Here is a 14,312-nt window from a genome sequence, read left to right on the forward strand (position 1 = left end):
CCCGCAAACGGGGCATACCCGTTGACCAGTGCCCCCAGGCTGGTGGGCGCGGTGGTCTGGCCGGTCAGCAAGTACCACAGCGCCGAATACGACGACGTGGGCGGCCCAGACGTCGCGGCCTTGGGGGTGGCCAGGCTTGCCAGCTGGTTCGGGGTGGAGGTGACCGCCTGCTGCAGCGTGGACTGCGCCGTGCCCGCCGAGGTGGCGCCGGCCGAGGCGGTCGAGGCGCCCTGCTTGGCCGGCGCCGACGGGTCGGAGATCTGCGGCGCCGCGGTATACGGGGTCACCTTGGTCGCCGCCGCCGACTGGCCGGCATAGGTGTACATCGCGGTGGCGTCTTGGGCCCACATCTCGCCGTACTGGGCCTCCAGCTGGGCGATGATCCCGCTGTTTTGACCCAACACATTGGTGGCCACCGCCTGGGCCAGCTGGGCGCGGTTGGCCGCGATCAACGGCGGGGGCACCGTCGAGGCGAACGCCTGCTCAAAAGCCGCCGCGGCCGCGTTGGCCTGGGCGCCGGCCTGCTCGGCCTGCGCGGCGGTGGCGCTCATCCACGCCACATACGGTTGCACCGCGGCGGCCATCGTCGCCGAGGCCGGCCCCAACCACTCCTCACTGGACAACTGGGCCACCACGTTCTCATAACCCAACACCGCCGAATTCAGCTCGGCGGCAAGGGCATTCCACGCCGAGGCCGCCGTCGTCAACGACGTCGACCCCGCACCGGCATACATCCGCGCCGAATTGAACTCCGGCGGCAACGCACCAAAATCAAGCATCACAAACCCCTCAACCCGCCGCCACCGCGTTCGCGGCCTCGGTCAACGCGTACGACCCCGAGCTCATGCCCAGGGTGTTGACGAACATCTCGTGAATCGCCGCCGCCTGAGCGCTGACGGCCTGATACATCTGGGCATGCGCGGCGAATTGTGCCGCGGTCAGCGCCGACACCTCGTCGGCCGCGGCGGGCACCACGCCCGTCGTCGGGGCCGCCGCGGCGGCGTTCTGGGCGCTCAACGTCGAGCCGATCCCCTGCAAGGTGCCGGCCGCGGCGGCCAGAGCCTCCGGCTGCGTCGTCACGAAAGACATGTGATTTCCTCCTCGACAACCTTCCGGCTCAAGACCTTCGGGAATGTGGTTGCTGACAACGTTAATTCGATCGCGGTCGCGGCGCCTCTCCGCCGCGAAATACTCGTTAACGGACGACTATTGTTCATTTGTTGTCCACCGTGAATTTCCCGGTGGTCTGGATGGAACGTCGCTGCGGGCATGGTTTTATCCTGCCGATGGTGGTCGGGTGAGCACGTTGTAGCGGAATCCGTAGCGCACGCCCAGGGCGCCGGCGCGTTGGGCGCCGCGCCCGCCGACCAGCGGCACGCCGCGCATGGCGGCGTTGACGCCGCCACCGTTGGCCGCCTCGGGGTTGCTAAGCAGGGTGGTGCTGACCAGTTTGGTGGCGGCTGGTTCTTCGACGCCGGTGGCGGCGGCCCAGCTCTGCGGCACCGAGAGCCCGCCGATCTTGGTCGCCGACGACAGGCTTGCGGTGGCCGCCGGCAGGGCCGCCGGGTGCCAGGTCCAGCCGCCGGCGCCCAGGGCGGCGAATTGCGGTGTGACGAAGAACGCGCCCTGGGCACCGGCCGTGGTTCCCACCGGGCCGTTGAACAACTGCTGCCCGATGGCCACCCCGAAAGTCCCCAGTCCCTCCGAGAAATAGGGCAGGCCGGTCATCCGTTTGAGGACCGTGTCGTAGTTGGCGGGGCTGAGCTGCCACCACGGCGTCTGGGGGTTGGGCACCCCCAACGCGCCGGTGGCGGTCGTCAACGATCCGGTGGTGGTCGTCGCCGGGGCCTGCGTCGCGGGTGCGGCGGTGGTCGACGCCAGTTGTGGGGTGATGCTCGCGACGGTTTGCCCGGAGTTGCCGGCCGGGGTGGCCTGGGCCTGCGCGACCGCCACGGCCTGGTCGGCCGGGGCCTGCGGGGTGGTGGTGTTCGGCGGTGAGCGAAACGGCGCCAACCGCGAGGCCGCTGCCGACGAGGCCAAATAGCCATACATGGTGGTGGCGTCTTGGGCCCACATCTCCAGGTACTGGGCCTCGGTCGCGGCGATCGCGGGGGTGTTTTGCCCGAAGAAGTTGGTCGCGATCAGCGTGGCCAACAGGACCCGGTTGGCCGCGATCACCGGCGGGGGCACCGTCATCATGAACGCCGTCTCATAGGCGGCCGCGGCCGCGCGGGCCTGGTTGGCCGTCTCCTCGGCCTGCCCGGCCATGGTGTCCAGCCAGCTGACATACGGGGTGACCGCCGACAGCATCGACGCCGACGCCGGACCCACCCAGGGCGCGCCGGTCAACTCCGAGACCACCGAGCCATAACCGGCGGCCGCCGCGGCCAACTCAGCCGCCAACCCGTCCCAGGCCGCGGCCGCGGCCATCATCGGCCCCGACCCCGGACCGGCATACATCAGACCGGAATTGATTTCGGGCGGTAACGCCGCGAAGTCCAACACCGTGTTCTCCTCAGTCGGCCATGATCGCGATTTGGTCGACAGGCGTCATCGCCAATCGCCACGTCGGGGGCTGCGCCAGCCCTAAGCAAGCCGCTGACCCGGTCTTTCGGCTCAGCAAACCGAACGGCCGGACTGCCGGACCATTCGGGCGCGTCCCTCCACCGTGTCCAGATAGGCGGCCCGCCACCGGCGTTCCCGCATATCCGGTCGGGAAAGACGTGCGCATCCTGCCTCGTTCACCCCCACTGTCAGCAACCGAGCGACAGCTCACGTTTTTGCCGAACTGCCGCTCGCACAAGACATTAACTGGTTGTCACCTGGCATGCCGACCGCCAATGCCGACTATTCACAACTGGCCAACCACTATTCATTCGAGGCCAGCTGCTGTTCATTTACGACGGTCGATTGTTCATCTGCAGTTTGCTTTTCGGTGGCGCTCGACAGCCACCTTGCACCCCGCGACGGCAAATCAGCTACAGAGCCGCGCCGTCAGTCCTCTTCGATGATCAGCGCCATTTCCGGGCACGACGCCACGCCGTCGCGAGTCGCCTGCACATCCTCGGGCGCCACCTCGTGCTCCTCGAGGATCGAATAACCCGACTCGTCGATGGGGAACAGTTCCGGATCGACCGCGTAACACTGTGCGTGGCCCACGCATCTGGAGTTTTCGAGACGGACCCTCACAAGGTTTCCTCCCCCGGAATCCGACGGACGCGGTCGCTAAAGTCTAGAAGATTGCGCGCCGTTCGCCGCCGGTGACCGGGAAGCGAAAAACCAACAACACAAGCGGAGATCAGAGCGGATGAGCACCCTCGGCGAGTGGCAGCCAGGCTCGTTCCATCTGCCACGGCTCGAGTTCTCCGAGTTGCCGTTGGCGCAAGACCGCGGGGTGGGATGGAAGGCGCTGCGCGACGCCGGGCCCGTGGTGTTCATGAACGGGTATTACTACCTGACCCGACGCGAGGATGTGCTTGCCGCGCTGCGCAATCCCAAGGTGTTCTCGTCGACGATCCTGCAACCGCCCGCCGATCCGCTGCCGGTGATCCCGCTGGCCTTCGACCCCCCGCAGCACACCCACTACCGCCGGATCCTGCAGCCGTACTTCAGCCCGACCGCGCTGAGTAGGTCGCGGCCGGTGCTGCAGCGGCACGCGACCGAGATGATCGGGACGCTCGCCCCCCGCGGCGGGTGCGAGGTGATGGCGGATTTCGCCAGGCTCTACCCCTTTCAGGCCTTCCTCGACCTCTACGGCCTGCCGCTGCAGGACCGTGACCGACTGATCGCCTGGAAGGACGCGATCATCGGCGACACGGAACACCTCGGCATCGCCGAGATGCAGGCCGCGCAGGTCGGGCTGCTGGAATATCTCGTCGAGGCGATCCAACAGCGCCGGGAAAACCCGGGTTCGGACATGCTGTCGCGGGTGATGACCGGCCCGGGCGAGTTCACCGACCTCGAGTTGCTGGGCATGAGCCACCTGTTGATCCTCGCGGGCCTGGACACCGTGACGGCGATCATCGGATTTTGCCTGTACGAATTGGCGCGCAGGCCCGAATTGCGCGCCGAGCTGCGCGACAATGCCAGGCAGATAAGGGTTTTCGTCGAGGAGATCATTCGGCTGCAGCCGCCCGCCCCGGTGGCGCCGCGGATCACCACCGAGTTCGCCGACGTCGGCGGCATGACGCTGCCGCCGGGGTCGCAGGTCCGGTTGTGCATGGCCGCGATCAACCGCGACGGCAGCGACGCGTGGTCCACCGACGACCTGGTCATGGACGGAAAGGTGCACCGGCACTGGGGATTCGGCGGCGGGCCGCACCGCTGCCTGGGGTCGCACCTGGCGCGGATCGAGCTGACGGTGATCGTCGGCGAGTGGCTCGCGCAGATCCCCGACTTCGAGGCGCCCGGGGACTATGCCCCCGAAATCAAATTCCCGTCGAAATCCTTCGCGCTCAAGTCATTACCGCTGCGCTGGGCCTGATGCCGCCGCCCCCGGCGTCCTGCTCACCAGGTCGGTCGCCGCCACCTGTACGAACACCCCGGTGTCCTCGGCCATCAGCAGGCCCCGGCCGCGGGGCAGCGGGCCGCCCTTCATCTTGCCGCGGATGAAGCCCTCGTCGGGGTCGGCGTCCATCACCAGCAACGGCGCGTTGGCCTGGTGCAGCGCCCGCAGGATGGGGTCGCTGCCCGCCGACGACCAGCCGCCGAACGTGCGTGTCACGATGACGTGCAAGCCGACGTCGGCGGCCCTGGTCACCCACGGGGCGGCCTGGTGCAGCGGCGAATCGAAGCCGGGCGGCAGCTGTTGGATGTCGTCGACGATCAAGAAGATCTCCGGACCGCTCCACCACGACCGCGACAACAGCTCCTCCGCGGACAGGCCGGGCGGGGGCTGGCGGCTGGCCAGCAGGGCCGACAGCTCGCCCATCATGGCCTGCACGCCGTCGAGGTTGTAGGCGAATTTCTCGACGTACTCCGGACCCAGCACGGTCAGCAGCTGGCGGCGCGGGTCGACCAGCCAGACCTGGGCCGACGGCCGTCCCGGCGGGGGCGGCGGGGCGCTGGTGGCACCGGGCGCGTACAGCCGGCCGATCTCGGACATGATGGTGGCCAGCGTTGTGGTGCGCCCGCATTCGCGACGGCCCGTCACCATCAGGTGCGCGTTCTCGGCGAAGTTCAGATAGACCGGCTGCAGGTCCAATTCCGATATCGCCCAGGCGATTCCGCCGACGCCGACGCCCTCGCGGGTGTCCCGGGCCGCCAGTTCGCGCACCTGTTCCACACCGAACCGCGCGGGCAGCCGGCGCACCGGGCGGGCCTGGCCGGTCGCCAGCCGGCTGACCGCTTCGACCACGCTGTCGGATTCGAAGATGTTGTTGGCCGTGTTGTGCAGTGCCGGCCGGGCCACCAGCGTGTGCAGGCCCGCCTGCGGATCGCTGTCGAGCCGGACGTAGTTGACCGCGACCATGCCGCGCCCGGGCTTGGGCGGAACGTCCTTGGCGAACCGCGAGCGCACCAGCTTGGCGTCTTCGACGGCGGCCAACCGCAACTCGACCCGGGAGCCGAAACCGCTGCGCACCGGCGGGCGCAGCTCGGACTCGCGGTCGGCGGTGACCACCACGTGCACCCCGAACGACGGGCCCTGGTTGATGATCAGGTTGACCTGCTCGATCAGGACCTCGTTTTCCTCGGCCAGCGCGCGATAGTTGTCGATCACCAGGTAGACATCGCCGAAGACGTCGGGCACCGGGCCCGGGTCCTCGCCGGACTTGCGCCGCCGGAACACCTCCATCGACGGGATGCCGTATTCGAGGAAGCTACGTTTGCGATCGCGCACCAGCGCCAGCAGTTCGGCCACCGTGCGGCGCACGCCGTACGGGTCCGTCGGGCCGACGACCTCGCCCACGTGGGGCAAGCCGGCGACGGTCGTCAGGGCGGTGCTGCTGTAGGCCAGGCAGTAGAACTGGACCTGCTCGGGGGTGTGGGTCAGCGCGGCCGAACAGATCAGCGTCTGCAGCGCAGTCGTCTTGCCCGAGCCGCCGGCGCCCAGAATCAACACGTTGGAACCGGGCCCGGAGGTGTCGACCGTCCACGGTGGCTGGTCATGCTTGAACGGGCGGTCGATGATCCCGATCGGGAACATCAGGTCCCGGGACGAGCCGTAGTCCCGGTGCCAGTCGCGACCGAGGAACCGGTTGACCAACTCGTCGATGGGGACGGGCTGGGTCAGCGGCGGCTGCCACAACCGGTAGGGCTCGAACTGGATCTTGCGGAGCTGGTCGATGATCACCGTCCCGACCTTCGGCGTCCTGATCCCCTCTTCGTCGTCGTCCTCGCTCTCGACGCCCTCGGCCTCGAGCACCTCGCCGTTCGATTCGACCGGCGCCTCGACATCCGGCCCGCCGACGCTCACCTCGAGCGGGGTGAACGCGTTGGTGAACAGTTGCGGGCGCACGTAGTCGATGCTGTGCACCAACCGGGGCGCCTCCTCGCCGTCGACGTCGACGCCGCGGGGGTAGTAGTCCCGCCACAGGAATTCGGCCTGGAACCGGATGATGTCCTCGAGGCTCTTACGGAAGTAGCCGAGGCCGGCCTGGGCCGGCAGGTTGACCGCGTTGGGCACACCGGCGGCCTGCGCCGCGCCCGCCGTGCGCGCCTTCAGCACCAGGCGATAACCCATGTTCTCCATGAGCTTTTCGGCCCGGCTCTCGATGGTCTGCGAGGCCATCATCAGGTGGATCCAATACGCGCGGCCCTGCCGGCCGATCGAGTCCAGCACGTCGACCGCGGTCGGCATGATGCGGAACCACTCGTAGAACTCGTCGATGACCACCACCAGCATCGGCAGCGGCGGCATGTCCTGGCCGCGGGCGCGCATCCTGGCCCGCACGGCGTTGTACTCCTTGGCGTCGTCGACGCCGGCGTTGTCGCACACCGCCTTTCGGCGGGCGATCTCGCCCCACAGCGCATCCAGGAAGCGCTCCATCAGCGCCTGGTCCTCTTCCAGGTCGGTGATGATCCGCGACACGTGCGGGACGCCGGCGAAGGGCTTCACCGCGGACCCACCCTTGAGGTCGGCCAGCACGAACTGCAGCTCCTCCGGCGGGTGGCTGAGCATCAGCGACTCGATCACGGTCCGCACCAGCGTCGACTTACCCGAACCGGTCGTTCCGGACATGACGCCGTGCGGCCCGTCGCCGCCCTCGTCGAGCGACTTCATGTCCAGGAACAGCAGCTCGCCGTTGTCGGAGCGGTTGCCGAACGGCGCGCGCAGCCGCGACCGGCCCATCGTGTCGGTGCGGCTGCCCCACAGCGCGTCGAAGTCGATTTCGGCCGGATCGTCGATTCCGTAGTAGGACAAGATGTCCCGGGCTCCGATGTGGGCGACCCGCTGGCCGATCTCCTCGTAGGCCTCGGCGAGCCGCCAGCGCGCCATCTTCTGCGCGAACTCCTCGGCCTCCGAGGTGCTGAGCTGGTCGGTGAGGGCGAAGAACCACGGCTTCTCGTCGATCACCATCCAGGTGTCGCGGTCGCGGGGCAGCGCCTCGATCACGCCCTTGTCGTCGAACCGCAACGCCCGCTCCGGTACCGACGCCCACATCGACGAGCCGGTCAGGTCGAAGAACGTCACCCCGTCGACGCCCTCCGCGCTGATCACGTACTCCCATTGGGGATCGACGGCATCGGCGATGATCACCGTGTGGGGGGTCGGGGTCTGCGCCGACGAACTGGCGTGCCGGGGCGTGAAAGAGCCACGGCCGGCGAACAATTCCGCCTGCTCGGCCGCGAATTCACGCACCGACGCATACACCATCCGCGCGTTGCCCGCAGCGTCCTGGCGTCGGGGGTCGCCGAAGTGTGGCAGCCATTTCACCCAGTCCCACTGCTCCAGATCCGAACTGACCACGACCATCTGCACGTGGTCGGGGCCGTGGGAGAACGCCAGCTGGCAGACGATCGCCCGCATCAGCGCCAGCACCTGCTCGCGCTCCCCGATCAGCGAGTACCAGGGTTCGACCAGCAGGGAAATCATCTTGGGCAGGTTGTAGACGACGCTTTGATAGCGCCCGAATTCCTGTAGCGCCTTACCGGTCACCGGCTCCAGCTCGATGTCGGTCGGCATGTTCTGCGGCTCACCCCAGGTCACCTCGGGGCGCGTCATGCCCACGCCGACCCGGACGACACCGAAGTTGAGGTCCTTGCCGTCGGGCTTGCGTTCCCACATCCGCGGCGACCCCACCGCGGCCGCCAGCGTGTCGGGTGCCGGGTGGAACCACCGGTAGTTGGCGTCCATGCTGTCGGCCGACTCGTGCGCGGTCTCGCGCAGCATGTCGAGCATCAACATGAACTGGGCGCGCATCGAGTCCAGCTTCGGCCGGCTCATCTGCTGCTGGCCGCCGAACCGGCCGCTGAACATCATCATCGCGACACCGCCGATCATGAAGATCGGGAAAATCGAGCCGGCGCCGCCGAACACGTGTGAGCCGCTGGCGAAGGTCATGGCCACCATGCCGATCAGCAGGCCGACGACCAGGATCCCGACCACGATCAGCCAGACGGGCTTGCCCTCCGGCGGCGGGATGCTCAACGGCGTTGGGAGGACGATGTTTTCCGGCTTGATTACCGGAGGCTTCTCCGGTGTCGGCCGGGCAAAACCACGCTTCACTTCGGTACCACCAACTCTGCTGGGGACATATCCATCGGTAGGGTGTCGTGCTGAACCAACGCGTCCGCTCGTGACAGCGTCGGCCCCTGCGGCAGCAGGCGCAGCGCCACCCACGGCGCCTGACTCGGTTTCGTCTGCAGGCCCAACGCCTCGCGCACATCGCGGGTGTCGTCCACCCCGAACCGGGCGCCCGCGTCGGTGAGCCACCACAGCGATTCCGTTGTCTTGGCCCCCGGATCGTTGCCGGTGACGGCCACGAAGTTGGCGTAGTTGGGGCCGAAGTAGACCTGGTCGGCCTCGCGGCCGGTGGTGTCGGCCTTCACCAGCGACACCACCTTGTTGGTGTTGGCCTGGGCCACCGGGATGGTCGGCCCGGAGATGACCTCGACCCGGGCCCGGTTCTCGCCGCTGGTCTTCTCCCACCACCAGCAGGTCGCCGGGTTCTCCCGGATGTCCATCACGTTCAGCGGGTTGTCCGGATAGGACGACAGGTCCAGCTTGTTGACCACCGGCATCCTTGCCAGCGCGGCGGGTTCCACCGTCACCGGTTTGGTGTTGCCGGGGCCCCCGGCGTTCTGCAAGATCTGGGCGACCAACGGGGGCAACGTTTGCACGCCATCGGCCAGCACCAGCGAATACTGTTGCGGCCCACTGATTTGCGGCGTGACGAGCACGGTGCCGATGGGTCCGGGTGCGCCCGGGAAGGTCGCCGGCGCCCCCGCGTTCTGGATCTCCGGGACCGTCAGCTCGGGCCCCACCGGCAACGCGTCGTACAGGGCGCGGCTCATCGGCTTGGCCATGCTGACCTGTTCCGGCGTCATGCCGAGCGGCAGCAACACCGCACGGTTCGCCCCGTCGACGCGCGACCGGCGTCCCTGCCGGATGACCCACGCGTCGCCGCCGTAGCTGAGCACCACCGCGTCCGACCCGGTCAGCACCCGTCGGTGAGAGCCGAGGTCCGGGCTACCGTCGATGACGGTCACCGTCACCCCCGACGGCGACCCGGCTCCGGGCGAGGTCACGGTGTCGCACACCAGCCACGACGACGAGGACGGGCTCGTCGGCCCGAAAGTCGATGGCGCGCCCGGGATCCCCACCATCGGGCCGCGCGGAAGCTTGGCGATCTGGCCCGACCGAACCAGGTGCGGGTTGTCGGGCCGCCCCGTGATCAGCCGCGCCGACGCCAGATTCAGTGCCGGGTACAACTTGTCGCCGACGCGGACGTACAGCGCGCCGGAGTCGCGGTCGGCGATGATCGGTGACTCGTTGATCTGGCCCGACGGACTGATGAACGACCACAGCAGCGCGCCCAGGCAGATCACCGCCGCCGCGGAGATCGACGCGACCACGGCCAGGTTCTGCCGCCGCCCCGGCTCGATCTCCATGCGAACCCGCCACCGGGTCAGCGCCATCGCGGTCCGCCGGGCCAGGAACTGGTAGCCGGTCACCTGGGTCCGGGTCGACAACCCGAGGCCGTACCCCGACCCGCGCTGCCCGCGACTTTCCTCCGCCACGCTATTTCACCGTCCGGTCTGCTAGAACGCCCACATATTGCCCGCGCGCATCTCCCGCGCGCTGATCACTTTGATAACGGTAAGGCACCCGCAAAGACATCGCCACGTGGCGAGATTCGTGTTCGCGTTTGCGTATCGATATGTCCCTGATCCGGCCGTCCTCAAGTCGTCGGTACGGCCGCCGGTGGCAGCGCCCGCCCGCATCATTGAGCTGGCAGTTTCCGTCTCCCTCGCTGGTTCCCGGGCGGATTCCCGGTGTCCTCAACGGTCCTCGAAGGTCCTCGAAGGTCCTCGAAGGTCGTCGAAGGGTCCTTAAAGGGCATGGTAGTGGCTGCGGGCCGCCGCGTCCTGTCGAGCGCCGCCCCCGCGTCGCAGCGGCCGGGCCCTGCACGCAAGATGGGCGGCATGACTGAGCCCGCGCCCTCGCTGGTCGAACTCGCCCGGCGATTCGGGATCGCGACGGGCTACGAGGACTGGACCGGACGGCAGGTGCGGGTCGGCGAGGGCACCCTGGTGGCGGTGCTGGCCGCTCTCGGCGTGGCGGCCGGGACCGAGCGGGAGCGCAACGAGGCCATGAGCGCGCAGCTGCGGTCGCATTGGGAACGTGCGTTGCCGGCGACCATCGTGGGGCGCACCGGCGCGCCGACGCGGTTCTGGGCCCACGTGACGCACGGTGACCCGGCCGAGGTGTGGTTGCAGCTCGAGGACGGCACCGTGCACGGCGGCGTGCAGCAGGTCGACAACTTCACCCCGCCGTTCGATCTGGATGGCCGCTGGGTCGGGGAGGCCAGCTTCGTCGTGCCGGACGGCCTGCCGCTGGGCTACCACCGCGTGCATCTGCGGTCCGGCGACTCCGAGACCAGCACGGCGCTCATCATCACGCCCGACTGGCTCGGGTTGCCCGAGCACCTCGGCGCCCGCCGCGCCTGGGGCCTGGCCGCCCAGCTCTACAGCGTGCGGTCCCGGCACTCGTGGGGCATCGGCGACCTCACCGACCTGGCCGACCTCGCGGTGTGGTCGGCCTCCCGCCACGGCGCCGACTACGTACTGGTCAATCCCCTGCACGCGGCCACCCCGACGACGCCGATGGAGCCCTCGCCGTACCTGCCGACGTCGCGCCGCTTCTTCAACCCGCTCTACCTTCGCGTCGAGGCGATCCCGGAATTCGCCGAGCTGACCAAGCGTGGCCGGGTGCGCAGGTTGCGCTCGGAAGTCCAACAGCGGGCCGCCGAACTCGACGCCATCGACCGCGACGGCGCCTGGCGGGCGAAGCGGGCGGCGCTGCGGTTGCTGCATCGGGCGCCGCGATCGGCGGGCCGGGAACTGGCCTATGCCGCCTTCCGTGACCGCGAAGGCCGCGCGCTCGACGACTTCGCCACCTGGTGCGCGCTGACCGAGAAGTACGGCGGCGACTGGCATCATTGGCCCAGTTTCCTGCAGCATCCCACGGGTGCCGGCGTCGCCCGATTCGTCGAAAAGCATTCCGACACAGTCGATTTCCACCGCTGGATGCAGTGGCAACTCGACGAGCAGCTCGCCATGGCGCAGTCGCAGGCGCGTCGGGCCGGGATGGCAATAGGCGTCATGCACGACCTGGCCGTCGGCGTGCATCCCAACGGCGCCGACGCCTGGGCGCTGCAGGACGTGCTGGCACTGGGCGTGACCGCGGGGGCGCCGCCCGACGAGTTCAACCAGCTCGGCCAGGACTGGTCGCAACCGCCGTGGCGACCGGACCGGCTGGAGGCCCAGGAGTATCGGCCCTTTCGCGCGCTGATCAGGGCGGTGCTGCGGCACGCCGGTGGGGTCCGCATCGACCACATCATCGGGCTGTTTCGGCTGTGGTGGATTCCCGACGGGATGCCGCCCACCCAGGGCACCTACGTGCGCTACGACCACGAGGCGATGATCGGCATCGTCGCCCTGGAGGCGCACCGGGCGGGCGCCCTCGTCGTCGGCGAGGACCTCGGCACGGTCGAACCCTGGGTTCGGGACTACCTACTGTTACGCGGCCTGCTGGGGACGTCGATCCTGTGGTTCGAATTGGATCGCGACGGTAACGGCGGTCCGCTGCCGGCCGAGCGCTGGCGGGAGTACTGCCTGTCGTCGGTCACCACCCACGACCTGCCGCCGACCGCCGGCTACCTGGCGGGCGACCATGTGCGGCTGCGGGAGTCGCTGGGGCTGCTCACCCGGCCCGTCGAGGCCGAGCTCGAGTCCGACCGGGCCGAGCTGGCGGCCTGGCTGGCCGAACTGCGCCGGGTCGGGCTGCTGGCCGCCGGGGAGGACAACCCCGAAGAGATCGTCGTGGCGCTGTACCGATACCTGGGGCGGACGCCGTCGCGCCTGTTGGGGGTGGCGCTGACGGACGCGGTCGGTGACCGCAGGACCCAGAACCAGCCCGGCACCACCGACGAATATCCGAATTGGCGGGTTCCGCTGACCGGCCCCGACGGCCGGCAGGTGCTGCTCGAGGACGTGTTCACCGATCGCCGGGCGGCCGCCCTGGCCGAGGCGGTGCGCGCCGGGATCGCGCCTCCGGCCGTCTGAGGTGGCCACCTGTTAGCTTCGGGTGCCATGAAGGTTTCCGTCGTCGCCCCGGTTGCCGACGGCGTCACCGCGGACCCCGGTTGGATGGTGAGCTTCGCGAGTCACCTCGAGCGGTGCGGGTTCGAATCGATTGTCGTCGTGGAGCACACGGTCCTGGTCACCCGCTACGACAGCGTCTATCCCTACGACAGTTCCGGTCGGGTCGGGCTGTCCGCCGATTGCCCCATCCCCGACCCGCTCGACCTGTTGGCGTTCCTGGCCGCCCACACCAGCCGGCTCGGCTTGGCCACCGGCGTTTTGGTGCTGCCCAACCACCATCCGGTGGTGCTCGCCAAGCGGGCCGCGACCGTCGATGCGCTCTCCGGCGGCAGGCTGCGGCTCTGCGTCGGCGTGGGCTGGCTCAAAGAAGAGCTCGAGGCGTGCGGCGTCGATTTCGACAGCCGGGGCAGGCGGGCCGACGAGCAGCTGGCCGTCTTGCGCACGCTGTGGGCCGACCAGCCCGCGGGCGTGTCTCATCACGGCGAGTTCTTCGGCTTCGACGACGTCATGTGCTACCCCAAACCCGTTGCGGGCGAACGACTCCCGATCCACATCGGGGGACACAGCCGTTCGGCGGCCCGCCGTGCCGGCCGATTCGGCGACGGCTTTCAGCCGCTCGGTGTGGCGGACCCGAAGCTCGCATCGCTGATCGCGCTGATGCGCGACGAGGCAGCGGCGGCCGGCCGTGACCCGGCGGCCCTCGAGGTGTCCCTGGGCCACACGGTCACCAAGATCGACGCCGACCGCGCGGGCACCCTGGCCGATCAGGGCGCCGACCGGATCGTGCTGGCGATGCCACCGACCACCGATATCGAACAGGCCAAGGACATGCTGTCGGCCTGTGCCCAACGGCTGTCCCTGCTCCCGTGATCTCGGCGACCGACCGCGCGGCCCTGAGCGATCTGGTGCACCGATATGCGGCCGGTGTCGACGACCGTGAATTCGACGCCGTCGCAGCGCTTTTCGCCACCGACGGCCAGCTGATCGTTCCCGACCCGCCGGGCGAGCTGCGCCCGACGCATCCGCACCGGGGCCGGGAGGCGATCGCGGCGGCGGTTGGCGCGGTCGCGGCCGTGCCGCGCACCGAGCACGCGATCGTCGGCGAGGTCTACGACGTGTATGACGACATGTATGACGACATGTATGACGACGCCGGCCGGCACGGCGCCGCGCGGGGGCGCATCGCCTGCGTCGCGCACCACTGGGACCAGCGCGCCGGCGAAGTCGTCGACGTGGTGTGGCATCTGCGCTACGACGATGACTACAAGTTGACCGACGCGGGTTGGCGGATAGCCCGCAGGGCGCTGACGATCAACGCCATCGAAACCCGGCCGGTCCGACGATTGCTGCCACGCGACTCGGCCTAGCCGAGCTGGCAGGAGAATATGCCCAAACTCACAGCGCCCTTTCAGGTCCGCGTTTGCGGTGGGAATCGAGTGTTCCCGAGGCAGGTGCGGAAAGGGCTATTGGCGGCGGAGCGGGTTCTGCCCTCTGGCAACTGTTGCTGACGACCACACTGCCCCGACTGGGCCGCGGTGGCGGAC

The 14,312-nt window shown here is 69.0% G+C and carries 10 protein-coding genes; 4 read left to right on the forward strand and 6 right to left on the reverse strand.

Going from position 1 to position 14,312, the window contains the following annotated elements:
• The 4 genes from OQ968_RS10500 to OQ968_RS10515 form a co-directional block, all read right to left on the reverse strand.
• The coding region (locus OQ968_RS10500; protein WP_324677430.1) for a PPE domain-containing protein at window positions 1–779 on the reverse strand (779 nt) is incomplete at its 3' end.
• A gap of 10 nt (window positions 780–789) precedes the next feature.
• Window positions 790–1,089 (reverse strand): PE family protein, encoded by a 300-nt coding sequence (locus OQ968_RS10505; protein ID WP_324677432.1) that lies wholly within the window; start codon window positions 1,087–1,089, stop codon window positions 790–792.
• Window positions 1,090–1,275: 186 nt separating this feature from the next.
• On the reverse strand, window positions 1,276–2,505 hold the full coding sequence (locus OQ968_RS10510) for a PPE family protein (RefSeq protein WP_324677434.1): 1,230 nt from the start codon (window positions 2,503–2,505) through the stop codon (window positions 1,276–1,278).
• 489 nt (window positions 2,506–2,994) lie between these two features.
• The gene (locus OQ968_RS10515) at window positions 2,995–3,189 is read right to left on the reverse strand and encodes a ferredoxin (protein WP_324677436.1); all 195 of its coding nucleotides are present in this window, start codon (window positions 3,187–3,189) and stop codon (window positions 2,995–2,997) included.
• Between the two features lie 118 nt (window positions 3,190–3,307).
• Here OQ968_RS10515 and OQ968_RS10520 point away from each other — a divergent pair, with 118 nt between their 5' ends.
• Entirely contained in the window at window positions 3,308–4,483 is a 1,176-nt protein-coding gene (locus OQ968_RS10520) for a cytochrome P450 (protein WP_324677437.1), read from the forward strand.
• On the opposite strand, the gene eccCa is transcribed toward OQ968_RS10520, so the two are convergent.
• The gene (gene eccCa / locus OQ968_RS10525) at window positions 4,463–8,668 is read right to left on the reverse strand and encodes a type VII secretion protein EccCa (RefSeq protein WP_324677439.1); all 4,206 of its coding nucleotides are present in this window, start codon (window positions 8,666–8,668) and stop codon (window positions 4,463–4,465) included. The two genes, OQ968_RS10520 and eccCa, sit on opposite strands and share 21 nt — an antisense overlap.
• Window positions 8,665–10,182, reverse strand: a complete 1,518-nt coding sequence (eccB, locus tag OQ968_RS10530; protein ID WP_324677442.1) for a type VII secretion protein EccB — start codon at window positions 10,180–10,182, stop codon at window positions 8,665–8,667. The genes eccCa and eccB overlap by 4 nt, the downstream gene beginning before the upstream one ends.
• Window positions 10,183–10,587: 405 nt before the next feature.
• Between eccB and malQ the strand changes: the two genes are divergently transcribed.
• From malQ to OQ968_RS10545, 3 genes are read left to right on the forward strand one after another with little or no spacing between them, the layout of a single operon-like run.
• Window positions 10,588–12,729 carry a 4-alpha-glucanotransferase gene (malQ, locus tag OQ968_RS10535; protein WP_324677444.1) on the forward strand — a complete coding sequence of 714 codons (2,142 nt, stop codon included), beginning with the start codon at window positions 10,588–10,590 and terminating at the stop codon, window positions 12,727–12,729.
• A 27-nt stretch (window positions 12,730–12,756) separates the two neighbouring features.
• Entirely contained in the window at window positions 12,757–13,638 is an 882-nt protein-coding gene (locus OQ968_RS10540; RefSeq protein WP_324677446.1) for an LLM class F420-dependent oxidoreductase, read from the forward strand.
• Window positions 13,635–14,135: a nuclear transport factor 2 family protein gene (locus OQ968_RS10545; protein WP_324677448.1), complete on the forward strand. Its 501-nt coding sequence runs from the start codon at window positions 13,635–13,637 to the stop codon at window positions 14,133–14,135. The genes OQ968_RS10540 and OQ968_RS10545 overlap by 4 nt, the downstream gene beginning before the upstream one ends.
• The last annotated feature ends 177 nt before the right edge of the window (window positions 14,136–14,312 follow it).

Source organism: Mycobacterium sp. 663a-19 (assembly GCF_035616495.1).
Lineage (GTDB): Bacteria > Actinomycetota > Actinomycetes > Mycobacteriales > Mycobacteriaceae > Mycobacterium.

Excerpts from the sequence above, each read along its gene's own strand:
- OQ968_RS10505 (WP_324677432.1), bottom strand. The coding sequence starts at position 1,089 with ATGTCTTTCGTGACGACGCAGCCGGAGGCTCTGGCCGCCGCGGCCGGC.
- OQ968_RS10520 (WP_324677437.1), top strand. The coding sequence starts at position 3,308 with ATGAGCACCCTCGGCGAGTGGCAGCCAGGCTCGTTCCATCTGCCACGG.
- malQ (WP_324677444.1), top strand. The coding sequence starts at position 10,588 with ATGACTGAGCCCGCGCCCTCGCTGGTCGAACTCGCCCGGCGATTCGGG.
- OQ968_RS10540 (WP_324677446.1), top strand. The coding sequence starts at position 12,757 with ATGAAGGTTTCCGTCGTCGCCCCGGTTGCCGACGGCGTCACCGCGGAC.